At 54.2% G+C, this 24976-nt stretch carries 20 protein-coding genes; 14 read left to right on the top strand and 6 right to left on the bottom strand.

Going from position 1 to position 24976, the window contains the following annotated elements; translation table 11 throughout:
* The first annotated feature begins 238 nt into the window (after positions 1-238).
* The 7 genes from CVE23_RS22785 to CVE23_RS15630 all read left to right on the top strand — a co-directional run bounded on the left by CVE23_RS22785 (position 239) and on the right by CVE23_RS15630 (position 10304).
* Complete coding sequence (locus CVE23_RS22785) at positions 239-835, top strand: hypothetical protein (RefSeq protein WP_145958426.1); 597 nt, start codon at positions 239-241, stop codon at positions 833-835.
* Between the two features lie 62 nt (positions 836-897).
* The gene (locus CVE23_RS15655) at positions 898-4554 is read left to right on the top strand and encodes a tape measure protein (RefSeq protein WP_100849879.1); all 3657 of its coding nucleotides are present in this window, start codon (positions 898-900) and stop codon (positions 4552-4554) included.
* The gene (locus CVE23_RS15650) at positions 4554-5024 is read left to right on the top strand and encodes a hypothetical protein (RefSeq protein WP_100849878.1); all 471 of its coding nucleotides are present in this window, start codon (positions 4554-4556) and stop codon (positions 5022-5024) included. The genes CVE23_RS15655 and CVE23_RS15650 overlap by 1 nt, the downstream gene beginning before the upstream one ends.
* A complete protein-coding gene (locus tag CVE23_RS15645) occupies positions 5021-5503 on the top strand; it encodes a DUF1833 family protein (protein WP_100849877.1) in 483 nt (160 codons plus the stop codon). The genes CVE23_RS15650 and CVE23_RS15645 overlap by 4 nt, the downstream gene beginning before the upstream one ends.
* Before the next feature lie 9 nt (positions 5504-5512).
* Entirely contained in the window at positions 5513-5893 is a 381-nt protein-coding gene (locus CVE23_RS15640; protein WP_100849876.1) for a nitrite transporter, read from the top strand.
* Positions 5890-8631 carry a host specificity factor TipJ family phage tail protein gene (locus CVE23_RS15635; RefSeq protein WP_100849875.1) on the top strand — a complete coding sequence of 914 codons (2742 nt, stop codon included), beginning with the start codon at positions 5890-5892 and terminating at the stop codon, positions 8629-8631. The genes CVE23_RS15640 and CVE23_RS15635 overlap by 4 nt, the downstream gene beginning before the upstream one ends.
* A 68-nt stretch (positions 8632-8699) precedes the next feature.
* The gene (locus CVE23_RS15630) at positions 8700-10304 is read left to right on the top strand and encodes a hypothetical protein (RefSeq protein ID WP_188726086.1); all 1605 of its coding nucleotides are present in this window, start codon (positions 8700-8702) and stop codon (positions 10302-10304) included.
* A gap of 267 nt (positions 10305-10571) precedes the next feature.
* Here CVE23_RS15630 and CVE23_RS15625 read toward each other — a convergent pair whose 3' ends face one another.
* Both CVE23_RS15625 and CVE23_RS15620 read right to left on the bottom strand, forming a co-directional pair.
* Positions 10572-10922, bottom strand: a complete 351-nt coding sequence (locus CVE23_RS15625) for a hypothetical protein (protein ID WP_100849874.1) — start codon at positions 10920-10922, stop codon at positions 10572-10574.
* Between the two features lie 514 nt (positions 10923-11436).
* A complete protein-coding gene (locus CVE23_RS15620) occupies positions 11437-11658 on the bottom strand; it encodes a hypothetical protein (RefSeq protein ID WP_100849873.1) in 222 nt (73 codons plus the stop codon).
* Positions 11659-11999: 341 nt separating this feature from the next.
* Between CVE23_RS15620 and CVE23_RS15615 the strand changes: the two genes are divergently transcribed.
* Positions 12000-12524 carry an isochorismatase family protein gene (locus CVE23_RS15615; protein ID WP_038919787.1) on the top strand — a complete coding sequence of 175 codons (525 nt, stop codon included), beginning with the start codon at positions 12000-12002 and terminating at the stop codon, positions 12522-12524.
* Between the two features lie 12 nt (positions 12525-12536).
* Here the strand turns inward: CVE23_RS15615 and CVE23_RS15610 are convergent, their stop codons facing one another.
* Positions 12537-12899, bottom strand: coding sequence for a DUF4186 domain-containing protein (locus CVE23_RS15610; protein WP_038919786.1), 363 nt, complete (start codon positions 12897-12899; stop codon positions 12537-12539).
* Between the two features lie 209 nt (positions 12900-13108).
* Here CVE23_RS15610 and CVE23_RS15605 point away from each other — a divergent pair, with 209 nt between their 5' ends.
* Positions 13109-13537: a universal stress protein gene (locus CVE23_RS15605; protein ID WP_038919785.1), complete on the top strand. Its 429-nt coding sequence runs from the start codon at positions 13109-13111 to the stop codon at positions 13535-13537.
* A gap of 48 nt (positions 13538-13585) precedes the next feature.
* Here the strand turns inward: CVE23_RS15605 and CVE23_RS15600 are convergent, their stop codons facing one another.
* From CVE23_RS15600 to ppk1, 3 genes are all read right to left on the bottom strand, one after another.
* Positions 13586-13852, bottom strand: coding sequence for a DksA/TraR family C4-type zinc finger protein (locus CVE23_RS15600; protein WP_013318889.1), 267 nt, complete (start codon positions 13850-13852; stop codon positions 13586-13588).
* Between the two features lie 672 nt (positions 13853-14524).
* On the bottom strand, positions 14525-16054 hold the full coding sequence (ppx, locus tag CVE23_RS15590) for an exopolyphosphatase (RefSeq protein ID WP_038919784.1): 1530 nt from the start codon (positions 16052-16054) through the stop codon (positions 14525-14527).
* Between the two features lie 4 nt (positions 16055-16058).
* Positions 16059-18128, bottom strand: coding sequence for a polyphosphate kinase 1 (ppk1, locus tag CVE23_RS15585; protein ID WP_038919783.1), 2070 nt, complete (start codon positions 18126-18128; stop codon positions 16059-16061).
* 222 nt (positions 18129-18350) lie between these two features.
* Here ppk1 and CVE23_RS15580 point away from each other — a divergent pair, with 222 nt between their 5' ends.
* From CVE23_RS15580 to CVE23_RS15560, 5 genes are all read left to right on the top strand, one after another.
* Positions 18351-20507, top strand: a complete 2157-nt coding sequence (locus CVE23_RS15580; protein ID WP_100849872.1) for an ABC transporter permease subunit — start codon at positions 18351-18353, stop codon at positions 20505-20507.
* Entirely contained in the window at positions 20504-22150 is a 1647-nt protein-coding gene (pstA, locus tag CVE23_RS15575; protein ID WP_049854910.1) for a phosphate ABC transporter permease PstA, read from the top strand. Before CVE23_RS15580 ends, pstA begins: the two co-directional genes overlap by 4 nt.
* A 32-nt stretch (positions 22151-22182) precedes the next feature.
* On the top strand, positions 22183-22998 hold the full coding sequence (gene pstB, locus CVE23_RS15570; protein WP_038919780.1) for a phosphate ABC transporter ATP-binding protein PstB: 816 nt from the start codon (positions 22183-22185) through the stop codon (positions 22996-22998).
* Positions 22999-23303: 305 nt separating this feature from the next.
* Complete coding sequence (locus CVE23_RS15565; protein WP_049842591.1) at positions 23304-23753, top strand: DUF4879 domain-containing protein; 450 nt, start codon at positions 23304-23306, stop codon at positions 23751-23753.
* 458 nt (positions 23754-24211) lie between these two features.
* Positions 24212-24775, top strand: a complete 564-nt coding sequence (locus CVE23_RS15560; RefSeq protein WP_174213750.1) for a YolA family protein — start codon at positions 24212-24214, stop codon at positions 24773-24775.
* Positions 24776-24976: the final 201 nt, after the last annotated feature.

Raw genomic sequence — 24976 nt, 5'->3', positions numbered from 1 at the left:
ACAAAGCTGCGGACTTATTCCCCTTTCGGGTGTTGTATTAGTCGCCCTCCCGACTCTGATCGGGATGTGGTCGCGCATTGCGCCCACTAAATAACAGGCATAAAAAATCCAACACTAACGGGGTTGGTTCTGGCCGTGTTTGTTGAGGTTTCGACGCCTCGTGACACAGAATGTAGCGGATAGTGATCGGGGCGTCAACCGGTGTTAACATTAGTTTCTTTAACTGATGGGGATAGGGATGAATAAAATATTAGTGTGGCTTAGTTTTTTTGTTTTGATTGCCACTTGTTATTTTGCATTGAGAGAATGGATTTCGTTGTTTTTCATTATTCCAACATTTTTATTGCTGGCGTATTTTTTTGAGTGGATAAAACAGAAGGCCGAGTTTAATCGTCAATTGTCAAAATCTGAGGTGCTTGCGGTTTTTCGTTTTTGTGCTATTGGTTTTTTTATATCATCATCTTTCACTAATTTTGGGTATCTATACTGGATTAACTCAATGAAACCAATTTTTGGTGATAGATATTTAGCATATAAAAAATATGAAGATTTACAAGAAAAAGATAAAGCATATAACAACAAAAAAGAAGAAGAGAAAGTTAAGTTGTTATTTAATGCGCGCTCTTCAGCAAGGCTTCAACTAAAAGATTCATCGTCAGCGACATTTTCTGGTGAGAGAGTTAGTCGAGATGGTTCTATTTGTGGTTTGGTTAATGCTAAAAATAGCTTTGGCGCATACACTGGCAATGTTCGTTACTTATATGCTGTCGGTGTTTCATATATAGATGATGGAAGTAGTGACTTTCAAAATGCTTGGGATAAATACTGCCTATAACGTAAGTTGATATCAATTACAAACCCCGCTTGCGGGGTTTTTTTATGCCCGGAGAAAAGTAAATGCCGACTAAAGCTGGCGAGATTTATTACGATATCGAGTTAGAAACCGCTCAGTTATTATCGTCCCAGCAAAAGACGAATTCTGCTCTTGATTCTCTGGGTAAGGGATTTGATCGCACCACTCGTAACGTAGAATCTACCGAAAAAGCCATGTCCAGTCTGTCGCGTGTGGTTGTTGCAATGACAGCGGCATTATCCGTGCAGCAGGTTTCCGAATACGCGAACGCATGGACGACGGTCAGCAACAAACTTGCTAACTCTGTGCGCCCACACGAACAACTGGTAGATGTTACCCAGCGTGTATTTTCGATCACACAATCCACGCGCTCAAGCCTTGATGCTACCGCGTCACTGTATGCCCGCCTTGAACGCGCAACCCGGCAATATGGCACCAGCGCTGGCGATTTGGCCCGCCTGACCACCATCATCAATCAGGGGTTCATCGTTTCCGGTGCTACCACGCAGGAGGCGGAAAACGCAATCATCCAGCTATCGCAGGGGTTGGCATCCGGAACACTGCGCGGCGAGGAATTTAACTCCGTCAACGAGCAGGGAAATCGGCTTATGGTGGCGCTGGCGGATTCGCTCGGCGTCGGTATTGGGCAACTCCGCAACATGGCTGCACAGGGCAAATTGACCACCGATGTGGTGGTGAAAGGGCTGCTGTCTCAGGGTTCAAAAATCGGCGACGAATTCGCTAAAACCATCGCCACCACCGCCCAGTCATTGCAAGTGGCAAAAAACAACATCACCAAGTTTTTCGGCGAAAGCACATCCGTTCAGGCCGGTCTGTCTGTATTCAACAGCGCGGTAATATCCGCCAGCGAAAACATGGACGCGATGAGTGGCGCGCTAACGGCGGTCGCGCTGGTGATGGGTGGGCGCTTTGTTGGCGCGCTGACGATGGCGGCGGCTGGGCAGGTAAAAGCCACGGCGGCCAGCATCGCCAGTTCCAAAGCCGCGGCGCAATCTGCAGCAGCGGCAGAGCTGGACGCCGCAGCACAACTTCGCCTTGCTCAAGCCAACAAAGATACGGCCCTGTCTGACCTGAACCTGGCGCAGGCGCGGCTAAACGTCATTCGTGAGACGAACGCCGCCGGCGTGGCTGAGGTTGCACTGGCTGACTCCAAGGCGGCCAGCATCAGGACGAATCTGGCTCAAATCGAGGCGGAAAAAGCGCTGGAAACCCAGCGACTCAAGGCGCAGATCAGTGAACAGGGTCGCATTGCCACGGCGACGCGCATGGCTGAGCTGCAACGCGCATCTACCGCGCTGACCGCGCAATTGGCGACCACTGAATCAGCCGCATCACAGGCCAGAGCCACGGCGATAGCGCAGGCAGAAGCGCAGGTATCGTCTGCTCGCTTGGCTGCTGCTGATGCCGCCAGTGTGGCTGCCGCCGCGAATGGAAAATATGCGGCATCACAAGAGGCGTCCACCGTCGCAACCAAGGCCGCCAGCCTGTCGATGGGTGTATTGCGTGGGGCGCTCGGCCTTGTCGGCGGACCTTCCGGAGCCGCCATGATCGCCGCAGCCGCCATTTTCTACTTTTACCAGAAGGCGCAGCAGGCCAAGCAAGAGAGCATCGACTTTGCCGACAAGTTGGATGGCGTCATCGCAAAAATGCGTGAAATGAACTCCACGCAGCTGGCTGCGTCAATTGCAAAAGGGCAGCAGTCGTTGATTGATCAGGCTGGTGTGATATCCGATCTCCGTTCCCGGCTCTCTGAGTTGCGAATGGAGGAATCAAAATATGCCGGGCTGGCGCAGGCGTTCGGCAATGAGGGCGGGTACGGTGTCCGATTGGCTGAAATCCGACGTCAAATCACCATCGCCACCGGAGATCTGGACGCAGCAGAGAACAGGCGCAGTCAGACTGCCAGTAAATTGGGCATCATCGAGGCTCAGGCTAACGGCAGATTCGCACAAGGCATTGACCTACTTAAACGCAACGCTCAGGAAGCGGGCGTAGCCGCCGGCATGATGAGTCATCTGGGTCAGATGATTGATGTAGCGGCAAAGGCAAAGGATCGCTTTAATGCCACATCACTGAAAGTGCAGGTCAACCCTGACGCGCAAAAGCAAATCGAAGGCATGCAGCAGCAGGCCAAGTTGATGAGCATTGTCGATAAGCGTCAGCGCGCCGTTACCGAGGCTCAGGATGAGGCGAAGTCTAAGGGTGGCAACGCCAATCAGATCCGCGAAGCCGGGGAGTACGCTGCTAAGCTGTACGACCTGAAAGAGGCTGAATCTGATCGGGAAAAATCTCAGAGAGAGGCTGAATCTGAGGCGAATAAAGCGGCCAACCAACAGCAAAGCATTGCATTGAAGCTGGAGAACCTGCGCGAACAAACGGAGATGACAGCTGAGTCCACCCGCGAACTGACTCGTGAACAGGCCGTGCTGCGCGCCCAGCAGTCTTTGGGTAATGGTGCTACCGACGAACAGACAAAACTTGCCGGCGAGCTTGCTGGTAAACGGTGGGATGTGGCTAACGCCATTCGTGCGGAAGCCGCCGCACAGAAAATGCTGCCTGAGGCAGCGGAGAACAAGAGTTATCAGGATGATCTGAAAGACCTGCAGATCGCGCTGAACAGCAAAAAAATATCTCAGCAGCAGTTTGATACTACTGCTGAGCGGCTGGAGCAGGAGCATCAGGCAAAACTGGCAAAAATCCGCTCCCAGCAAGTGGTCACGCCAGCCCAGGAGGCATTGGGGCAGGTTGACCCTGTACAGCAACTGGCAAACCAGCACGCTCAGCAATTAGCGCTTATCCAGCAGTTTGAGCAGCAGGGTGTGTTGCAGCATCAACAGGCACTGGCGTTGAAAAACTCGTATGACACGCAATATGAGCAGCAGCGCATCGCGGCAGCCTGGCAGATCTGGGAGCAGCAAGACACCACAAATAGGCTGCTGGGTGAGTCAATGGATTCACTAAGCAGCTCCGCGTCTAGCGCACTCACTGGCATTATTACTGGTAGCACATCTGCCAGCGAAGCCCTACGGTCAATCGGGAACACGATCCTGAATAGTCTCGTGAATACGTTTGTGCAAATGGGGATGGAGTGGGTCAAGTCTGCGATTATGGGCCAAACTGCGCAGACGGCAGCAATTGGGACTGTTACCGCCGCGCAGACGGCAGCAATTGGCACGCAGACTGCGGTAAGTACGGCCGCCGCTGGAACTACCGCCGCTGCATGGACTCCGGCGGCGATCCTGTCATCCGTTGCGTCAATGGGTACCGCCGCCGCCATTGGTCTTGGTGCAGTTGCTGGGGTGGTGGGTGCCAATCTACTGGGCAAGCGCAAAAACGGCGGCCCTGTTAGTGCCGGAGGGCTTTACCAGGTCGGTGAGAGTGGGCTTCCTGAGATATACAAAGCAAGCGATGGAAAACAGTACATGATCCCCGGCGATAATGGCTCTGTTATCAGTAACAAGGATATGCAGGGTGGCAACGGTGGACACACGTTCGCTTACAGCCCGGTAATCAACGTTAACGGCGATCCTGACGCCCGCACGCTAGCGATGATGCAGGACGCTGTCAAGCAGGGTGCCATGCAGGGGTATCAAATGGTGACCCAGCACCTGGCGACCGGCCGGGGGCAGGTGTCAAAGGCGTTAAGCAACGGCTGGGGAACCAAGCGGAGAATGGGCTAATGGCAATCACTACCAGCGTTAACTATCCGGGTGATTATCTGCCGATGCCACAACGCACCGGGCACGTATTTAACCATGTCAGCCCAATGATCAGGACGCAATTAACATCCGGTCGATCGCGCCAGCGGCGACTTTATACGTCAACACCAACTCAGGCCGGGGTAACGTGGATTTTCTCTGATATACAGGCCGAACTTTTCGAATCCTGGTATAGGGATGCAATCGCCGACGGTGCAGACTGGTTTAACATGAACCTTCGGACGCCACTGGGGGTTGAGTCGTATGTTTGCCGGTTTACCGATATTTATGATGGGCCAACGCTGATCGGGTTTGGTCGGTGGCAACTTACCGCCACGCTTGAATTGTGGGAGCGGCCTATATTGCCGCCGGGATGGGGGGAGTTCCCCGACTACATCATCAACAGCAGCATTATCGATATGGCAATTAACAGGGAGTGGCCCGAATCATGACGGTACTCAATAGATTGTATGCCTCATCCGGTGATGAGGTAATTATTGAAACCCTGCAGATAAATATAGGCGATGATGTACATTACCTGTGCAAAGGGTATGAGGATGTCACGGCCACAACCGAGGCTAATGATGTCGTCACGTTCACAGCATGCGCTATCGATATCGCTCTGCCGGCGCGTAATAGCGACGGAACGCAGGATTTACAGTTTGCCATCGGCAACATAAACGGCGTGGTATCAACTGCGATCAGGAATGCGCTGAATAATCTCAGCGGGGCCACTCTCACATACCGTAATTACGTGTCTACTGACCTCGCGGCGCCAGCCTCTACGCCCTATACCCTGACTATCAAGTCGGGATACTGGACGGCGTTAGAAGTGCAGATAAAGGCCGGTTACATGAACATCCTCGACACGTCGTGGCCGCGCCACCGCTACACCCTGCCTTATTACCCCGGGCTCAGATACATGAGTTAAGGAGACCACATGTTTAACCCTGACAAATACCGTTCTGTCTCCTGGCAGAAGGGCGGACGCGCTTACCCCTATCTTGATTGTTTTGGCATTGTAAATGAGATACGTCGAGATCTTGGGTTGCCAGAATGGCCCGACTTTGCCGGTGTTACAAAGGACGGTGACGGACTCGACCGCGAGGCCAGAAACCTGATGCTATCGCTGGAGCGCTGCGAGCCATGCGCCGGCGCTGGAGTAGCCTGTTATTCAGGCTCAACAGTAACGCACGTGGGAATTGTCGTGGAAATTAACAGCCGGCTACATGTAGCCGAGTGCAACCCCAAAACTAACGTCACGTTCCTGCCGCTTGGCAGATTTAGGCGTCGATTTGTAAAACTGGAGTTCTGGCGATGACCATCAGGATTTACCCCTCTCGACTGCCCGGCGAACCACTGGAGGTGCACGAGCATAAAGCTACGACGGTGCAGGGGTGGCTACAATCAAACGTGCGTGAATTTCGGTCGGACATGACTCATCCAATCAGCATCGATGTGGATGGAAAAAATATCCCGCCGTCAGCCTGGTTTGATTGCCAAATATCACCGGATAGCGATGTGCGCATCTACCCCATTGCTTACGGGGTAGAATTGGGCGTCGTCGGATGGATAGCTGTCGCCCTTGCTGCCGCCGCGGTTGCTTATGCGCTATTTTTTGCGCCTGGCGTCGGGAGCCTTAATTACTCATCAGTCGGATCCGGTGATTCACTGGATCTTAACCCGGCAAAAGCCAATTCCGCCAAGCTTGGCGACCCAATCCGTGAGGTGTTTGGGCGTTATCGAATTTATCCAGACTACGTCTGCCAGCCGGTATCCAGGTTTAAACCAGATGATCCCACCGTGATGGTTACAGAGATGTTCCTCTGTCTTGGGATCGGTACGTTTGCGTTTGATGACGGAGACATTCGCGTTGGCGCCACTCCGATTGGCTCCCTCGGCGATGGATTTAGCCACACAAAATATGCGCCCGGCGCTGATGTATTAGGTGATCATAGAAGCGAAAATTGGTGGAACTCGACCGAGGTCGGTGGAACATCAACCGGTTCAGGTCTGGACATGGCTCAAACATCGCCAACATCTGATGATATCGTCGCCAGTTCTGCGACTGTAGCCGGGTTTGACATCACATTTAATGGCCTGAGCACAACGACAGACGCCTCAACAGGCGTAGTAACATATGATTTACCAGATTCATTTGTTGTCGGAGCGATCGTTGAAATAGTAATACCGGCGACCGTTTCCGTCACTAACTCAGGGGCATACAGCAGGATAACCAGCAATGCGCTCTCAGAGATAGTCCCGGCCGTCGGCATGGCCGTCACGCTGACATACAACGGTGTTGATTATGACCTGTTCATCGCATCGTATACACCGCAATCCACCGGTGTTACCGCCAGTGTTACGCTGGCTTATGACAGCGCAACCGGCGCAGCGTTTACCGGGATCCCTGTTGGTGATGCCAGGCTAGCGATCTCACATGCCGGTAGTGAGTACAAAATCAATGCGGTTGATGGCAACACAATCACTGTCGATCGGGTAATTGGCGGCGTTATTGATGGCACCTGGGCGGGTTATTCATCGCGCACTGTGCTAGATTTTTCTGCCAGCGGCATCAATGACTCAAACCGCTGGATGGGGCCGTTCTTGGCCTGCCCGGAGAACGAAACCACTGATGCCATTGAGGTGAATTTTTCATTCCCGAACGGCATTTGTGGTTTCGGCGGCAGCGGCGACAAGCAGCCGCGCAGCGTGTCGTGGGAGATACAGTATCGCATCTACGGTTCAGAGGCCGGGTGGTCAAACAAAACCGGCACATACACGGCTCAAAACATAAATGGCATGGGGTACACCGAGCGCATCAACCTCTCCAGCCCTGGGCTCGTAGAGGTCCGCAGTCGCCGAACTAATGAGCAGGGAGAAAATAACGCCCGCGATAGCATGTACTGGCAGGCACTACGCAGTCGGTTGTCGGGTCGCCCGGCATCATATGCCGGCGTAACGTGCATGGGGGTGACAGTAGAGACGGGGGGCAAGCTGGCGGCGCAGTCTGACCGCCGGGTTAATGTCGTTGTGACCCGTAACTATGAGGTTGGCGCAGCTCGGACGATATCTGGCGCTCTATTGCATGTCGGCAATTCTGTCGGGCTTGGCATGGACACGGATACGATAGCTGAACTTGAGTCTACGCTATGGACGCCGGGCGGTGATTTTTTTGATTACTCGACTGATTCCGCCAGCTCAAATAGCAGTGGTTCTAGCTCTGTATCAGTACTTGATATGCTCAACAAGATCACCGCCGCGGGTAAATCGTATTTCCTGCTGTCTGATGGTCTGGCGTCTGTCGGGCGCGAGGGCGTTAAAACATGGACCGGGATAATCAGCCCACAGGAAACCACTGATCATCTACAGACCGCATTTTCGGCGCCGTCAGATGATGATTACGATGGTGTTGACGTCACATACATTAACGGCTCAACGTGGGCTGAGGAAACCGTGCAGTGTCGAACGCCAGACAATCCGACGCCGCTGAAAATAGAGAGTTACACGCTCGATGGCGTGCTGGACAAAGATCACGCGTACCGCATCGGTATGCGGCGCCTGATGAAATACCGGCAGCAGCGCCTGACGTTCACGGCAACAACTGAGCTGGATGCGCTTTGTTATAACGTCGGTGATCGGATCATTTTTACCGACGACATACCGGGCAATGAAACCGTGTCCTGTCTGGTCACCAGCATGAGCACTGCCGGTGGCGTAACCACGGTCACAACCAGCGAACCGCTGAACTGGTCGTATGAAAATCCACGAGCACTCATTCGTTACCAAGACGGAACGGCGTCGGGACTCATGGTCGCCACCCGCATAAACGAATACGCGCTATCCGTCCCGTACCTGCCGACATTCGAATCAATTGTTATGGGAGACTCTGCAATAGAACCACCCAGGCTAATTTTTTGCGACTCCGCACGTGTTGGATATGACGCGATTATCTCAGATATAAGCCCCCAGACCGATGGAACGTGCCAGATCACCGCCAGCGAATATCGTGCCACCTTCTACGACTACGATAGTGCAGCGTATCCCGGCAATGTCTAACTAATCCATCACAAACAATTAAAATTGAGCCCGCCTTGCGGGCTTTTTTATTTTCAGAGGCCAGAGAAATGACTACGTACAATACCGGGAATGCCCTTGGTTCCGCTGCCGCAAAGGATTTATACGATAACGCCCAAACCCTGGATATCTTTGTTAATGATCCAGCAAACCGCGTGGCACCGGACAGGCTTGGCGTGCAGCGTAAAACGTGGCACGGAATCGAAGCCGATCACGCGGAACAAATGGCCGCGTTCGACTCTGATTTTGAGACATTTTTAACTCAATCCGGGTATCAGTATGTAGGGGATTATTCGAACGGTCCGTTTTCTTTAACGTCGCGCAGCCAGTTGATTCGACATGATGGAGAATACTGGCGGGTGGCGGCTAACGCTGATCTACCATTTACGACAACCGGCACTAACGCTACATCATGGGGCACCGATGTTATCAGCTTGGTATCGGTTGGTGACGCCGCATTGCGCAGTGATCTGGCGGCGCCAACTGGTGCTGGGATGGTCGGAAGTTCCGGCGGAACGGTCCAGTCCGACATCGAGGGGTTGATTAGCAGTGTATCGACGATTAACGACAGAGTATCGACGATTAACGGGCACGCAGACCTTGTTATTGACGATTATCTGCTGGCTGGCGAGACAACGTATGACAACGCTATTCAGCGTGTGCTCACTGCTTCGCTTGCTAGCGGCAGGCCGATCAAGTTCCTTCCCCGCATGTACAACTTCAACAGCCCTGTCACGCTGAATATGGATGCTACAGGCATCAAAATTTACGGTGCCGGCGTAGGCCGCACTGAGTTGCGATTCCCAAATGCTGCCGCGGGAGTTACTCAGCTAATTATCCAGTCCTCAGCTGATTGGTTTGATTTGGTTTGGGAGGGGATGAGCGTCCGCTCGTCGCACGCAGGAACCTTGTGTCAGATTGGTAACACCAGCTACGCGGATCCGCTGAACGTCGCGCGCCTGCAGGATTTGGCCTTTCTTAACAGCGGAACCGGTGGCAATGATGTTGTGGCCCTGCGCCTGGCTTACGGCGTTCAGTGTTCACTGATTAACGTGCGAGCCAACTGCTATGCCGACGGTGCCGGTACTAACGTAGGCCGCGCGCTGGTTGTTGAGCAAGCCGGGTTTACGTCGTACATAGCCTGCAGCTTCGGTAATGCGAGCTACGGGGTGTCATTCCTGAATGGTGTGTCCTTTGCAAATAATTTCATCGGTTGCGATTTCGAAAACATCAACATCGCGCTGTACAACGGATCCGTCAATTCTGGCGGCCACACATTTATCGGGTGCCAGTTTAGTCTATGGACTCAGTACTTGGCCCAGGCCCCCGTTGGGGCAACGAATCGCTTCCTGATCATCAACCCCAATGTATCGCAAACCTCCGGCTTATTGGACCCGGCTAATGGCGCGGGAATTAAATTCCAGAGCGACCAGTTGGGTATTACCACACCGGCAGTGCCTGCATCTGGGGCGACAGTGACAAACATAACCGGGCGCGATGTCGTCGTGATCGTCTGGGCTGGTAACGTCAGTGCGATCAGCAGAAACGGCGCTGCACAAGGTATGACGGGTGGAACAGTAATCCTACACCCGATGGACACTATAGCGCTGACGTACAGCGTTGCACCTGGGTGGACATGGTACAAGCTGGGATGATGGATGATTGCAGAAAGCCCGGCATTACGCCGGGCAATACCGCAGGAGCAACGAAAAAGTGCAGGAGGTACGGGCAATAAAAAACCCGGCTGACGGGCCGGGTTTCTGAAATAATCACGCATCTATTATGCGGCTTTCTGTTTGTTAGCGGTCAGGCGCGCATCAATTGCATCAGTTAACTCTTCAGCTTTTTTCAGTTTCGAATCAATACTCTCTATGAGCCTTTTGATTTCAAAATCAGTCATGGAATGTTCTCCTGTATGTGGCTTATGGGCAAATAAATGGCTTTTTGTCGAGTTCAGCAATGGCGGCCTGCAAGGCCGCCTCATCGCCGACCTCAATCGCATTAGCCATTTTGTGCATGAGTGAAACATATTCCCCTATGGTTTCAGCCTGATACTCAAAATTCAGCGCTCCTGCTATCTTTTTCATATCATCATGCACTTCGGATAATAAGCTAGCTCGCTCTTTGTAGCTGGGGTTCTCTCCCTGCAAGTAGCTGATATCAAAAGAAAACATCTTTGTCTGTGATAACGCACGCGAAACAATATGAAGAATTCTTGTATAAAAACCGTCAAACAAAACTTTTGTTAGGTTTTTAGCCTCAATGGGGGTCACTAATCATACTCCTTATATAGTCCCGATCAACGCGCCTTTCAATAGGAGTTGTCTATTATGTGAACAGAGCGTGTCTATCGGTGCACCGATCAGTGACGTATCTTCTTTGGGAGTAAGCTCAGTTGCTGTATATAGTTTGCTCATAAATCGGTCAATCGGGAAATAACTTTAGTTTCGAAATGTAATTAAACCTTAACAGTTTTTAAGGCGTTTGTTATCGCTATGAAAATGTTAGCGAATATTCCCCGATAAAATCTATGATGTCAGTCTTTGCCGACTATCACACAACATCGTTACTATACAGGCCAAGCCATCAGCTCCAATCCAAAGAAAAGGCGCGTGATTATCTACTAATTCTACTGATTGGGTAACCTGCACTTTTAGTTAGTTCCAGAATTTATCAAGATATTCATCTGCAAACCATGTCTTAAATACGGGAATTCAAGAATAAATTAATTAAATTATAAAATAATTATTGTGGTAATTATTAACTTTCAAATATTGACGATAGTATTTATTTTTTACGATCTACCACGTCAATCACTTCATCTAACGCGTCTTCTATAGTTGGCAGCGGATCAGTATGCAGCGGGATAGCGATACCCGGCCAGATTTTGACTGCCAGCCACCCGCCGAAATCGCTGAAAATTGCATACGAAAGCATGGGGCAACCGTCCAGCATTTCACCCTCTTCGAGCACGCAGATCGTCGCCCCTTTATAGTCGATTATTTTCATTTTTACGCAACCTCCATGTTGGTATTTCACCTTTTGTTTTTAGTTAACTATCTGATATTTATATGTGTGATTTTATAATATATACCAACAAAATAACGTAAGTGCATGAAAATAAAAGTATGCGGTTCCGGTCTTGAAAACCGGCGACGCGAAAGCGTTCTAGAGTTCGAATCTCTACTCCTCCGCCAAAATTCTTAACGGGTCAGCATTATGCTGGCCCGTTTTCGTTTGCGCCGATGTTCCAGTCTTCGAGTCTGCTTCCAAATTTCCGCTCATGTCGTTATAGCCTGCCCGGTGACGCGGTATGATAGTGCCTTGCGCTATGGGTTCTGGAGAAAAACATGCAGGTGTTAATCGTTGTTGATATGCAGAACGGGGTGTTCGCCACGCCGCGTTATCAGCAGGATATCGTGGTTGAGCGTATCAATCGGTTGATTGACGCGGCGGATCAGACCGTTTTCATTCAGCATGCGGACGCAGATATGCCGCCCGGCAGCGAAGCATGGCAGTTGTTGCCCTCGCTGCATCGTCCCGCGAACGCGATATCCGTCACCAAAACCGCCTGTGATGCGTTTTATCGCACTGAGTTGGCAGACACGTTGAACCGTCTTGATGTTCGGCATTTCACCGTATGTGGTTGCGCTACCGACTATTGCGTCGATGCCACCATCAAAAATGCCGCCAGCCGCGGCTACGCCCAGACGGTAGCGGGCGATGCCCATACCACGGCGGACCGTCGGGCGGTTAGCGCGGCACAATTGATTGCCCAGCATAATGATGTCTGGCGCGATTTCATCATTCCCGGCAATACGCTGCGGGTGGAAGACACCGAGGTTATCCTGCGCGCGTGGCAGGCCCCGGCCTGATGCGTGCGCTGCTTAAGGTGAACTGAGCAGATCGTTTTCAAGCCAACGCAGAATCACCTCGACGATATAGCGCTGTTCATCATCGTTCAGTGGGCGGTGCTGTTCGATGTGATGCCATTTCTCCAGACAGCCCCGGCAGCAGGTTGCGGTGGCGTGCTGAGCGATAAATACCGGATGGCCACGCATCGGGGTTTGTTTGCCGTCGTTGGCGGGCTCCGCCGGCGCCAGCCGTTGAGCGATAAAATCGGCGGCGTGAGACGCAATCAGCGTCTTGCCTTTGCTGAAGCAATAGTCGCGCTCTTTGGCGCCCAGATGAAAACGCTGGCGGAAGCGGGAGCGTGACAGCCGGGAAAACAGCTCATCAAGTGTTGTCATGCCCGAAATCTGTGGGTAATGGTCTGAGTGGGCCAAGACTACTCCCGACGCCGGGTGAGGGCAAGGTCCACAGGATAACCGTTTGTATTGTATTGGTAATATTACGGCGCAAATCCGGCGCCGCTTCACAAATACCTCAAAAACGACGTCGTGCGACCGCAAACGGGGCTACGCTTTCAATACAGCGGTGGCTAACTCAAGGGGGCATGATGTACAAGACCATTTTAGTACCCGTGGATATTGACGAAGAAGCGTTGACCCAAAAGGCGTTGTCACATGCCGTGGCTCTGGCCAGGCAGTCCGGCGCTACCGTCCACCTGTTTCATGCACTGCCTGACGCTTCGGCGTTCATGTCGGCGTACTCGTTTGGCATCAAGGAGTTTGAGAATGAGGCGGTGATCAAAGCGGATGAGAAGCTGCATACCTTGATGAAAACCATCGATTTGCCGGCGGACAAGCTGTCTCACAGTATCAGTTTCGGTATTCCGCGCGATGAAGTGTTGGAACTGGCTCAGGAAATTGAAGCCGATCTGATTGTGATTGGTTCGCGTCGCCCGAATGTGAAGACCTATCTGCTGGGGTCGAACGCCGCGGCGATCGTCCGCCATGCCCAGACATCGGTGTTAGTGGTGAGGTAAACCGGCCGGCGAGGCCCGGTGTCACGCTGGCATTAGCGGCCTCGTCTTTCAGCGTAACTGGCTGTCTTTGCTGCCGCGTCGGTTATAACCGCTGTTGACGGCCTGTTTCTTATCCAGCTTTTCCTGACACTGCACGCAGAAGCGAACACCCGGTAGCGCCAGACGGCGTGCCTGCGGGATGGCTTCGCCGCATTCCTCGCAATACTCTGCGCTGTCGCCCTGATGCAGCAGGCTACGGGCGCGGGCGATGGCATCATCCACCGTCGCGTCGATTTGCTCCTGCACTGCACCGTCATTAGACCAGCCACTGGCCATGACGCACCTCTATTGTCAGTATGGGACCCTATTATTTTTGTGAAGCCTATGTCTGTGTGAAACCTATTGCCAGCATAAAACATATGCAGCATGGAAACGCATTCTGAGTATGGCATGAAATGACGGGTGGAACGCGCGGGGGCCTAAAAAAGCATAACGTCATCCGACTACGGCACAGGATGCAATAGCTTTCGGCATTTGTCACGACATCAACAGCATCAACAAGATGCTATTCGCGTTGGGGAGTCACGGTCGTCGAAGCGACAGCAGGTGCAACAGACTGTTCGACACGTGGTTGCTGTGTGTTCTGGTGATGGAGAAAAGCGCCGATGGCGGAATAGGCAAAACGACCAAGCAGAATAATAAAACTAATCATTAGTACAGTACGGGCTATGCGCGTACCGGATCGTCGTCGCTGACGCAGGGCTATGCGCCGTTTGTGGATAATGGTGGACATGGATGCTCTATTTCCTGTTATCGCGGACATTCGCTGTATTTTATTTAGGCACAAGCCTGCGGGATGGTCAATGTGAGTGGGGCAAAAAGCGTGGAGTGGGGTAGCCAGACGTGCTGTTGATGATGATTCTGTGAATGGTGTCACGGAAAAAAGCAAATGCACCGTAATAACAGGCCGGACAGCAAACCCGGAGGCGCTGCCGGCCTGGAAAACAATCAGACCAGTTCTTCTTCGATGTGCAATTTCCAGCCGCTAACGTCTTCCCAGTATTGCTGTTCTCGTTCCAGATCAAGCTGTACCAGCATGTTCTGGTTGAAGAACCCGTGCGGGAAGATCAGCGTCCACGCCGTTTCGCTGGCGATAAGACGTAGCGTTTTCGGCGTGGTGGTCGCCTGACGCTGGTTGTTCAGCAGGGTGGCGAGGCGCAACAGTTGCACCATCGGCAGGTACTGCTTCTTTTTGAACAGGTTGAAACGCGGCAACTCTTCCAGCTTGACGGCCTTGCGATGCAGCCGCACCGTCAGGGCCAGCAACTGCTGCTGCTCCTGATTGAAGCCCGGCAGGTTGGTGTTTTGCAGAATATAGGCCGAATGGCGATGCATACCGCTATGGTTGATGCCCAGCCCTACCTCATGCAGCATGGCCGACCATTTCAGCAACGCTTCCAGTTGCGGATGCACCAGCGACGGGTTCTGCTGCGCCCATTGGGCATAAAGCTGTTCAGCGGTTTCCCGCACGCGTTTAGCCTGCTCCCGGTCGATATTGTAGTGGCTGGCCAGACTCTGTGCGGTACGGATACGGATATCCTGATGGCGGAAGCGGCCTTCCATTTCGTACAGCACCCCCTCGCGCAAAGCGCCGTCCGATAGGCGGAGCTCCTTGATCGCGAGCGCGTCAAACACGCCGCACAGGATGGCGAAGCCCGGCACCAGCACGCTCTGACGATCTTCGGTCAGACCGGGCAGGCTAACCGCACGGAAGTTTTTGAATTGCAGGATGCGCTCGCGCAGCATTTCCAGCCGTTCCGGGGTGATCAGCCCGTCTTTTTCCCCCATCGCCACCAGAATTTCACACGTGGCTTTGATGGTGCCGGAAGCGCCCAATGCATAGTCCCAGCCGTAAATACGGTATTCCCACGCCAGGGTTTCCAGCTTCTGGGCCGCCGCCAGCCGGGCGCGCCGGAAGTTGGCCTCGCTGATTTCGCCGTTGGGGAAAAACTGCTGGGCGAAGCTGACGCAACCCATGCGGCGGCTTTCCACCAGCATGGGCTCAAAGTCCTCGCCGATCACCAGTTCGGTAGAACCGCCGCCGATGTCGATCACCAGCTTGCGGCCTTTTTCCGGCTGGGTGTGTTCCACCCCCATGAAGATCAGACGGGCTTCTTCATGGCCGGAGATGATCTCGATCGGGTAGGGAATAATCTTAGCGGCGCGGCGCAGAAAATCCTGCGCGTTGACCGCCTGCCGCAGGGCATGAGTACCAACAATCGACACGTTAGTAGCGGGAAAACCCTGCAGTCGCTCGGCAAACAGCGCCAGACAGCTCAGCCCGCGCTGGATGGACTCCTCGCTCAGCCGGTTCTGGCTGTCCAGCCCGTCGGCCAGATGCACGCGTTGTTTCAGGCGACTGAGTACCTGCAGTGCGCCATTGACGACGCGGGCGACCACCATGTGGAAACTGTTGGACCCCAGGTCGATAGCCGCGAATTCCTGGGGTTGTTCGGTATTGTGATTCGTTAAAGGCATTGGGTCAGGCCTGTTCTCCGGGTTGCTCAAGCGCCTTGATATAGTCATAGATGGCATTCTGGGCGCGTATCTTGCGCCGGTTGCCGCGGGTGACGTAGCGATTGCTCTGTTCCTTGTCTACCACACGGGTTTTTACCGTATCGCTGAACAAAATATCCAGAATGTCCAGCACCCGGCCCTTAAGCCTGTGATCAAGCACTTCCACCGCGACTTCGATACGGTAATCAATATTGCGTGTCATCCAGTCGGCGGACGACAGGAAGACCTTGTGGTCGCCGCCATTGTGGAACACATAGACGCGATCGTGCTCCAGATAGCGGTCCAGAATACTGATGACACGAATATTATCGCTGATCCCGGGGAGTTCTGGAATCAGCGAACACATGCCGCGAACCAGCAGGTTGATTTTTACCCCGGCGCTGGAAGCGGCGTACAGACGGTCCACCAGTCCTTTATCCACCAGATTGTTGATTTTTAGGGTGATTTTCGCTTCCTGACCCGATTGTGCGTTAGCGATTTCCTGATCGATCATCTGATAGAGACGTGCGCGGGAATTTTGCGGCGACACCAGCAGATGGTCGAAGCTGACCGGCCGGTACGGGTTTTCAATGAAGTTGAACACCCGGCGCACTTCGTTGGTGATGCGTTCGTCGGCGGTGAGCAGCGAGTAATCGGTGTACAGGCGCGCGGTTTTCTCATTGAAGTTGCCGGTGCCGATGTGGGCATAGCGCACGATGTTGTCCCCTTCCTTGCGGGAAATCAGGAACAGTTTGGCGTGAATCTTCAACCCCGGCACCGAGAAGATAACGTGAACGCCCGCTTCCGTCAGCCGTTTGGCCCAGTGAATGTTGGCTTCTTCGTCAAAGCGCGCCTGCAGTTCCACCACCACCGTGACCTTTTTGCCGTTGTGGGCGGCGTGGATCATCGAGTTGATGATGCGGGAATCTTTCGCTACGCGGTAGATATTGATCCTGATCGATAACACGCTCGGGTCGAAAGAGGCCTGACGCAGCAGTTCCAGCACATGCTCGAAAGTATGGTACGGATAGTAAAGCAGCACGTCGCGGTGACGGATGGCGTCAAACCCGTTGCGGAATTGGCTGAACCAGCTATGGCGCAAGCGCGGCAGCGGCTTGTTGACCAGATTGGCGCGGCCGATATTCGGGAAACCGATGAAGTCTTTGAAATTGTGATAGCGGCCGCCGGGGATCACCGAGTCGTAGGAGGAGATATCCAGCTTGTTCAGCAGGCACTCCACCATCGCGTCCGGCATATCGCGCTGATAGACGAAGCGCACCGGCTTGGCGGTCAGACGCTGCTTCAGGCTGGAGGACATCAGTTCCAGCAGGCTCGACTCCATTTCGGTGACCAGATCGTATTCGGCGTCGCGGGTCATTTTCATCGAGTAGGCATTGAGCGCGTCGAAATCGAAAAAGCCGCGGAAAATATCGTCCAGACAATAGCGAAGAATATTGTCGATTAGAATCATAGTCTTGCGGCGGTGCGGCGCTTCCGGCGGCAGGTCGACGAAACGCGGCACTTTGTCGGACGGGATTTCCAGCAGCGCGTAATCGGTCTTCTCGCCCCGGATGATTTCCACCGCCAGATAGGTGTAATCGTCTTTCAGAAATTCCACCAGATTGGTTTCCGGCAGAATCAGAATCGGCGTGATATGCGGGCGCAGATTTTGCCGGAAGTACTCGCGCAACCAGATTTGCTGGTTGGGGGAAACCTGACGCTCGTTCACCAGAAAGATCTGGTTGCGGGCCATTTCCAGCAGCAGTTCGTTGTACAGATTGTCGAACAGTTGGTCGGTTTTCAGTACCCGGGTCTGAATTTTGCCGAGCAAATGGCGCAGTTCGCCGGCGGAGCCTTGTTCTTCGTTGATCAGGATGCGGCGCTTCAGGTCGGCAAAGCGAACTTTGTAGAACTCGTCCAGATTGTTGGAATAGATGCCGAGAAACCGCATCCGTTCGATTAACGGATTGGTTTTGTCCGCCGCTTCCTGCAACACACGCTCATTAAAGGATAACCAACTCAACTCTTTTTCTATGTAGAGTTTGTCCTGACTCATTGTCGCTCCGTTACACTATTTTGACTTAAGTGTAGCTAATATCCACGTTCATTATGGCGCGCAAATGACGATAAAAGCGAATGCGCGTATCGACTTACCATTGTCATATTACAGGCGTAAAGGCAACATATGTTACCCCGTCGGTGACGGGGAATTTAACTTCCTCTTCATTTACGCAAGAGGACGGACAGGTTCACGACACGGCAGGAACAACGGCGACGCATGGCAGACACAGGCAATTTACCTTACCGGGACAGACAGCGGGCGTTTATCGACCGGTTGACGCGCCGGATTGTGGTGGGGAGCGGGTGGCTGGTGTTGCTGGCGCTGCTGCTGATTTTTTTCTATCTGCTGTATGTGGTGATCCCGCTGTTTTCCTCTGCGTCGATTCGGCCGCTGGCGCCGGTGGCGGTCGATACCCGCGAGCCGGCGCTGGCGCTCGGCATCAACGACAACGGCCGTTGGGCTTTCCGGGTGGATACGGCCGGTTACGGCGAATTCATCGCGCTTGAACGCGGTCAGTCCGTAGCGCGCGTGCCATTAGCGCCGTCGGTAGCGCTGGCGGCGATGAGCGTCGGTGAGCGCCCGCTACTGGTCATGGGGCAGGCTGACGGCGCGCTGAGCATGGTGCGTCCGGAAATGCCGCTGTCCGGCGCTGGCGCGCCGCAGTGGCGATATCCGCTGGGTGAGCGCCCGCTTCTGCTGGCCGGCGCGCTGCCGCCGCTGCGGCAACTGGCGGTCGCCGAGTCAGGCGATGTGCTGCGGGTGGCGATGATTGGCGGCGATAACCTGTTGCAGCTCTATTCGCTGACGGCCGCCGGCGCACAGTCCGTCGGGCAGGCCAGGCTGACCGAACCGGCAGAGCAACTGCTGCTGACGCCGGACGGGCAACAGCTCTATACCCTGAACGACAATCGTCTGACGGTATGGCAACACGGTGAGCAAGCGCTTACCGCTCGCGAAACGGTGACGTTGCCGGGAACGGCGCCTTTGTCGTTATCACTGCTGGCGGGCGGCCATTCGTTGCTGGTGAAGTCCGCCGATGGGCGGGTCAGCCAGTGGTTCGATACCCCGGCGGCGCAAGGGCCGCGTCTGAGTGAGATTCGTACTTTCCCCACGGTAGGACGGCAGTTGCAACTGGTGATCGAACCGCGTCGCCGCGTTTTCGCCACCCTCGACCCACAGGGGCATTTCTCGCTGTTCGCCAGCAAACAATCCGGCGAGCTGATGAGCGCCTTGCTGACGCCGCAGGCCAGGCTGGCGGCGTTTTCTCCCCGCGGGCGGGCGCTGCTGGTGGAAACGGACGCGGGCTGGCAACCCTATCAGTTGGACAACGCCTACCCGGATATCGGCTGGCGCGGGCTATGGCAGAAACTCTGGTATGAAAACTATCCCGAACCTGATTATGTCTGGCAGCCGACCGCCGCCGACGACAGTTATCAGGCCAAATTCAGTCTGGTCCCGTTGTTGACCGGCACCTTCAAAGCCGCCCTCTACGCCATGCTGTTCGCCGCGCCGCTGGCGCTGGCCGCCGCGATTTACACCGCCTGCTTCATGGCGCCGGCGCTGCGGCGCTGGGTTAAACCCGCGATGGAAATCATGGGCGCGTTGCCGACGGTGGTGATCGGGTTGATTGCCGCGCTCTGGCTGGCGCCGCACATGGCCGCCTATCTGGCCGCCATTCTGCTGCTGCCGCCGCTGTGGGTGCTGGCCGTGCTGGGATGCGGTTGGTTGCTGGAGCAATTGCCCGGGCGCTGGCGACGCGGCGTGTCGACGGGCTGGGATGCATTACTGCTGATACCGGCGATGTTGTTGATGTTGGCGCTGGCCTGCTGGCTGGGGCCGTGGCTGGAAATGCGCCTGCTGGGGCAGCCGCTCTGGCAGTGGATGGGCGATCATTTCAGCCAGCGTAATACGCTGGTGGCCGGGGTGGCGCTGGGGTTTGCGCTGATCCCGCTGATTTTTTCGCTGGCGGAGGATGCGCTGTTCAGCGTGCCGGCGCGGCTGAGTCAGGGGTCGCTGGCGCTGGGGGCGACGGCGTGGCAAACGCTGTGGCGGGTGGTGCTGCCGTCGGCCAGTTCCGGTATTTTTGCCGCGCTGATGCTTAGCTTCGGCCGTGCGGTGGGCGAAACCATGATTGTGCTGATGGCGACCGGCAACACGCCGGTTATGAACAACAGCCTGTTTCAGGGGTTACGATCGCTGGCGGCCAATATCGCCATCGAGATGCCGGAAGCGGCGATGTCCAGCGCGCATTATCGGGTGCTGTTTTTGGCCGCGCTGGTGCTGTTTGTGTTTACCTTTGTGGTCAATTCGCTGGCGGAGGTGATTCGCCAGCGTCTGCGTCGCCGCTATCGCGATGAAGGAGAATTGTCATGAAGCGCTGGTTCGGCACCGGAACGCCCTGGGTATGGCTGACGGCATCCGCCATTACCTTCAGCCTGATTGCCATGATCGCGGTATTTGTGCTGCTGATCGGGCAGAGCGCGCGCTATCTGTGGCCGCAGCCGGTGTGGTTGTTTAGCCTGCAGGATTCGCAGGGCAGTGCGCAGCAACTGATCGGCGAACGCTACGACGCGCAGCGTCTGACCCGGCAACAACTGATGGATGCCGGCGTCGAGAATGCGCCCGCCGAAGGCGCTACCCGCTATCTGCTCAAGACCGGGTGGCGGGAGTTTTACGGCCAGAGCTTTCAGACGGTGCTGTCCACGTCGGTGACGGATGCCCGCCAGCCCGCCGACGTGCTGGCGGTGCGCCGCACCACCAACGGTATGGCCTATGGCTATCTTGACGGCATGACCGAGGACGGACAGCCGCTGGTATCCGACAATCTGTCGTCGACGCTGCAACAACGCATTTTGCAGGTGCGGCAATTGATGGCGCGCGCCCAGACCCTGCGCCTGGGGGAGATGAACCGGGTTAATCAGCAGTTCGACGCGCTGCGGCTGCAGGAAGAGAAACTGCGCCGGGAAAACCGCTTGGGCGATCAGGCGCAGGCGCGCCTCAAAGCGGAACGCACCGAGCTGGAGCGTCATTTCAATGCGCTTAACCAGCAACTGATAGCGTTCAATGCCGACATCAACCGTAGCGCCGTTCTGCTGCGGGATGCGCAAGGACAGCGGCATACCATTCCGGTCAGGATGATCGACCGGGCCTGGTACCCGAATGCGATGACAATCCCTGAAAAAGCGCAGCAGACGCTGCAGGTGCTGGGCACTATGCTGACCCGGTTCGAGCCGGACGACAGCAGCCCCGGCCAGCTGTTTCCGGCAATTTTCGGCACCGTGCTGCTGGTTATCTTGATGTCGGTTATCGTGATGCCGCTGGGGGTGGTGGCGGCGGTCTATCTGCACGAGTACGCCGACAACAACAGCCTGACGCGCTGGGTGCGGATTGCCGTGGCGAATCTGGCCGGGGTGCCGTCGATCGTTTACGGCGTGTTCGGGCTGGGATTTTTTGTTTATCTGGTAGGCGGTACGCTGGATAGCCTGTTTTACGCCGAGTCGCTGCCCAATCCGACGTTCGGCACGCCGGGGCTGCTGTGGGCGTCGCTCACGCTGGCGCTGCTGACGCTGCCGGTGGTGATTGTGTCCACCGAAGAGGGGTTGTCGCGTATTCCGGTGTCGGTGCGTCATGGCTCGCTGGCGCTGGGGGCGACCCGGGCGGAAACCCTGTGGCGCGTGGTGTTGCCGATGGCGGTGCCGGCGATGATGACCGGGCTGATTCTGGCGGTGGCGCGAGCGGCGGGGGAAACCGCGCCGCTGATGTTGGTGGGCGTGGTGAAGTCGGTGCCGGCGCTGCCGGTGGATGATATCTTTCCCTACCTGCATCTGGAGCGAAAATTCATGCACCTGGGATTCCAGATTTATGATCTGGCGTTTCAGAGCCCGGATGTGGAAGCCGCCCGTCCGCTGGTGTACACCACCGCGCTGTTGCTGGTGCTGATTGTGGTGGCGTTGAATCTGGCAGCGATCGGCATTCGCCATGTGCTGCGTGAAAAATACCGAGCGATGTCACTCTGAGTGGCGGGAGAACCGTGGTGGGAGAAATAGTGATGGGCATGCCTAAACAGCTGGAACGACTCCCCGTGATGGACGTCCACCGGTTGACGGATGATCAAACGGCTTTGTCGGTGGACGGGCTGAATCTGTATTACGGCGACAAGCAGGCGCTGAGCGATATCTCCCTGCGTATTCCGAAACACCGCGTGACCGCGTTGATTGGGCCGTCCGGGTGCGGTAAATCCACCCTATTGCGTTGCTTTAACCGTATGAACGACCTGATGGATACGTGCCGCATTGAAGGCGATATCCGCCTGCAGGGCATGCCCATCAACGATCCGGCGGTGGATGTGTCGACGCTGCGCCGCCGGGTCGGCATGGTATTCCAGCGCCCCAATCCATTCCCCAAATCCATCTATGAAAACGTGATTTACGGCCTGCGCCTGCAGGGCGTGAAAGAGCGGCGTACGCTGGATGAAGCGGTGGAAAATGCGCTGCGGGCCGCGGCCTTGTGGCATGAGGTGAAAGACCGGCTTGGCGACAATGCGCTGACGCTCTCCAGCGGCCAGCAGCAGCGGCTGGTGATCGCCCGCGCCATCGCCATCGAACCGGAGGTGCTGTTGCTGGATGAACCCACCTCGGCGCTCGATCCGATCTCGACGCTGGTGATCGAAGAGCTGATCGGCGCGCTGAAACGCCGCTTCACGCTGGTACTGGTGACGCACAACATGCAGCAGGCGGCGCGGGTGTCCGATTATACGGCGTTTATTCATCATGGCCGGCTGATTGAATATAACGAAACCGACGCGCTGTTTACCGCTCCGGCCGAACGCCGTACCGAAGACTATATTACCGGTCGTTTCGGTTAAGCTGCGCCTCACGATAACGGCATGTTTTCGTGAGGCGGTTTGCTCACTACGTTATGCTGCGATACGTTCATTTGTTCATAACCTTATCTTTCAATTAAATAAAAATAACGATAAATAAACATGTTCTTCTGTGGCGACAATGACGCCAATTTTACTTATTTCCTTTATTTGATCTGGGTCAGCTTTATTTTATTTATTGCATAACCAAAATTGTTTATGCCTGTTTTTGGCTAGATGGAATTGATTAGGTGAATTACTATTTCTTTCGCAGCAATTGGCTGTACATTTAAATGGAATTGCTAGGGATGAAAAAGTCTATAAAAATGGGGTTGGCTCTGGGATTGCTTCTGGCTACAACGTCTTCTGCGTTCAGTGCGCCTGCGCCTGCTCTGAGTGGATTACGTATTAAAGTATTATCAGGGGTATATGGCGGCACCTGGCAATATGCTCCCGTTAACGCGGTTTCGATCGGGCCGGGCTACGCGGGCGGCACACTGCAGATTGCCGTTGTGGAAACCGGATATGGTGGTAATCGTATTGGTTGGATCAACGGCGAACAAAAGAAACCCGATTCGGTGAAACTGGCGTGTCTGGTGAAAGGCGAGATGACGGACAATTGCCCCCGAGGTGCCACAGGCGCGGGATGGATTGCCTATTTTAGCGCGAACTATCAGACATCAGTGACTTTCCGCTATCAATCGACATCGGCTAATTTCCCCTATAAAACCTTGAGCACGTCACTCACGATCAAGTAATTTTTTTTAAAATACCGTCTCGATAAGACTACACCTTACAGGCAGCACATACGCTGCCTGTTGTACCAACAGTTATGCTAACAGTTGTACTGACAGGTTTACATCCAGATAGGTTTACATCCTGACAGCCCGCCTCATTTACTATTTTGTCGCAGACAGTATTCGAAATCCTTACGTGTTCCATGTCAGACGTGCGTTATTATTTCATTTTATCCTGAGATTAAAGGTAGTAAATCCAAGAAAAATAAACACGCGGTAATATTTCTTGTCTAATTTGTTTTGATTTATATTTCCCGACTGGTTTTTATTTTTGTTTTATTTATATTTTCTTTTATTTTTATTTGTTTCTTAAATGATGTTGCTTATCTCATTTTTTTACTGGAGGCAATTTTTTGTGCTGATTAGTATTTCATTGCAGCAATGGGCTGCATATTTTAATGGAACCACTCAGGATGAGAATGTCTATAAAAATAGGTTTTACGCTGGGTATGGTCGTGGCGGCGCTATCGCCAGTTTATGCTCAAACCTCTGATGAGCCGGTACAAACCGTCATTACCGCGCTCGATTCTCCGTTTATCGATCATCCGCTGTCAGCCGGTTCAGAACAGGACGTGTCCTCTTCCGAACATAAAGCGCTGCGCGCGCCGGCGCCGGCGTTGAGTTCAGTGCAGGTGTACGCGGTGTATTCCTCGCTGAAAGGCGGCTGGCAGGCGGTGCCGACCAATACCTTTACACTGTCAGGTTATGCGGGTGGCACCACGTTGCGCATCGCCGTGCTGGAAGTGGGGTATGGCGGTAACCGCATTGGCTGGCTGAACGGCGGGCAAACCAGCCCGTATCAGGTTAACCCCGTTTGTATTGTTAATGGTCGTTATACCGAAAGCTGCCCGGCTGGCTACACCGTTGCGGGCTGGATGGCGTATTTCAATGCAGACAATATGTCGTCGGTGGTATTCCGTTATCAATCCACATCGACCAATTTCCCGAATCGCACGCTGAGCACGTCGCTCAATATTCAGTAAGTGCCAGACAACATTCAGTAAGTGCCATACAACAGGCGGCGTATGCGCTGCCTGTTGTTTTAAACAGTTTGTTTTAAACAGTTTGTTTTAAGGCGTGATTCATCAGACGGAAATAACGTACCTGAGTCGGATAAATGGGCGTATTGAGCCGCATTTTATGTGTTGGATCAAAATAATTGATACGCGTCATTAATTATCCGT

This window comes from Dickeya fangzhongdai (assembly GCF_002812485.1).
GTDB classification, from domain to species: Bacteria; Pseudomonadota; Gammaproteobacteria; order Enterobacterales; family Enterobacteriaceae; genus Dickeya; species Dickeya fangzhongdai.
This window is presented reverse-complemented; position numbering and strand designations above follow the sequence as displayed.

Excerpts from the sequence above, each read along its gene's own strand:
- CVE23_RS22785 (WP_145958426.1), top strand. The coding sequence starts at position 239 with ATGAATAAAATATTAGTGTGGCTTAGTTTTTTTGTTTTGATTGCCACT.
- CVE23_RS15655 (WP_100849879.1), top strand. The coding sequence starts at position 898 with ATGCCGACTAAAGCTGGCGAGATTTATTACGATATCGAGTTAGAAACC.
- CVE23_RS15650 (WP_100849878.1), top strand. The coding sequence starts at position 4,554 with ATGGCAATCACTACCAGCGTTAACTATCCGGGTGATTATCTGCCGATG.
- CVE23_RS15645 (WP_100849877.1), top strand. The coding sequence starts at position 5,021 with ATGACGGTACTCAATAGATTGTATGCCTCATCCGGTGATGAGGTAATT.
- CVE23_RS15640 (WP_100849876.1), top strand. The coding sequence starts at position 5,513 with ATGTTTAACCCTGACAAATACCGTTCTGTCTCCTGGCAGAAGGGCGGA.
- CVE23_RS15635 (WP_100849875.1), top strand. The coding sequence starts at position 5,890 with ATGACCATCAGGATTTACCCCTCTCGACTGCCCGGCGAACCACTGGAG.
- CVE23_RS15630 (WP_188726086.1), top strand. The coding sequence starts at position 8,700 with ATGACTACGTACAATACCGGGAATGCCCTTGGTTCCGCTGCCGCAAAG.
- CVE23_RS15620 (WP_100849873.1), bottom strand. The coding sequence starts at position 11,658 with ATGAAAATAATCGACTATAAAGGGGCGACGATCTGCGTGCTCGAAGAG.
- CVE23_RS15615 (WP_038919787.1), top strand. The coding sequence starts at position 12,000 with ATGCAGGTGTTAATCGTTGTTGATATGCAGAACGGGGTGTTCGCCACG.
- CVE23_RS15610 (WP_038919786.1), bottom strand. The coding sequence starts at position 12,899 with ATGACAACACTTGATGAGCTGTTTTCCCGGCTGTCACGCTCCCGCTTC.
- CVE23_RS15605 (WP_038919785.1), top strand. The coding sequence starts at position 13,109 with ATGTACAAGACCATTTTAGTACCCGTGGATATTGACGAAGAAGCGTTG.
- CVE23_RS15600 (WP_013318889.1), bottom strand. The coding sequence starts at position 13,852 with ATGGCCAGTGGCTGGTCTAATGACGGTGCAGTGCAGGAGCAAATCGAC.
- ppx (WP_038919784.1), bottom strand. The coding sequence starts at position 16,054 with ATGCCTTTAACGAATCACAATACCGAACAACCCCAGGAATTCGCGGCT.
- ppk1 (WP_038919783.1), bottom strand. The coding sequence starts at position 18,128 with ATGAGTCAGGACAAACTCTACATAGAAAAAGAGTTGAGTTGGTTATCC.
- CVE23_RS15580 (WP_100849872.1), top strand. The coding sequence starts at position 18,351 with ATGGCAGACACAGGCAATTTACCTTACCGGGACAGACAGCGGGCGTTT.
- pstA (WP_049854910.1), top strand. The coding sequence starts at position 20,504 with ATGAAGCGCTGGTTCGGCACCGGAACGCCCTGGGTATGGCTGACGGCA.
- pstB (WP_038919780.1), top strand. The coding sequence starts at position 22,183 with ATGGGCATGCCTAAACAGCTGGAACGACTCCCCGTGATGGACGTCCAC.
- CVE23_RS15565 (WP_049842591.1), top strand. The coding sequence starts at position 23,304 with ATGAAAAAGTCTATAAAAATGGGGTTGGCTCTGGGATTGCTTCTGGCT.
- CVE23_RS15560 (WP_174213750.1), top strand. The coding sequence starts at position 24,212 with ATGTCTATAAAAATAGGTTTTACGCTGGGTATGGTCGTGGCGGCGCTA.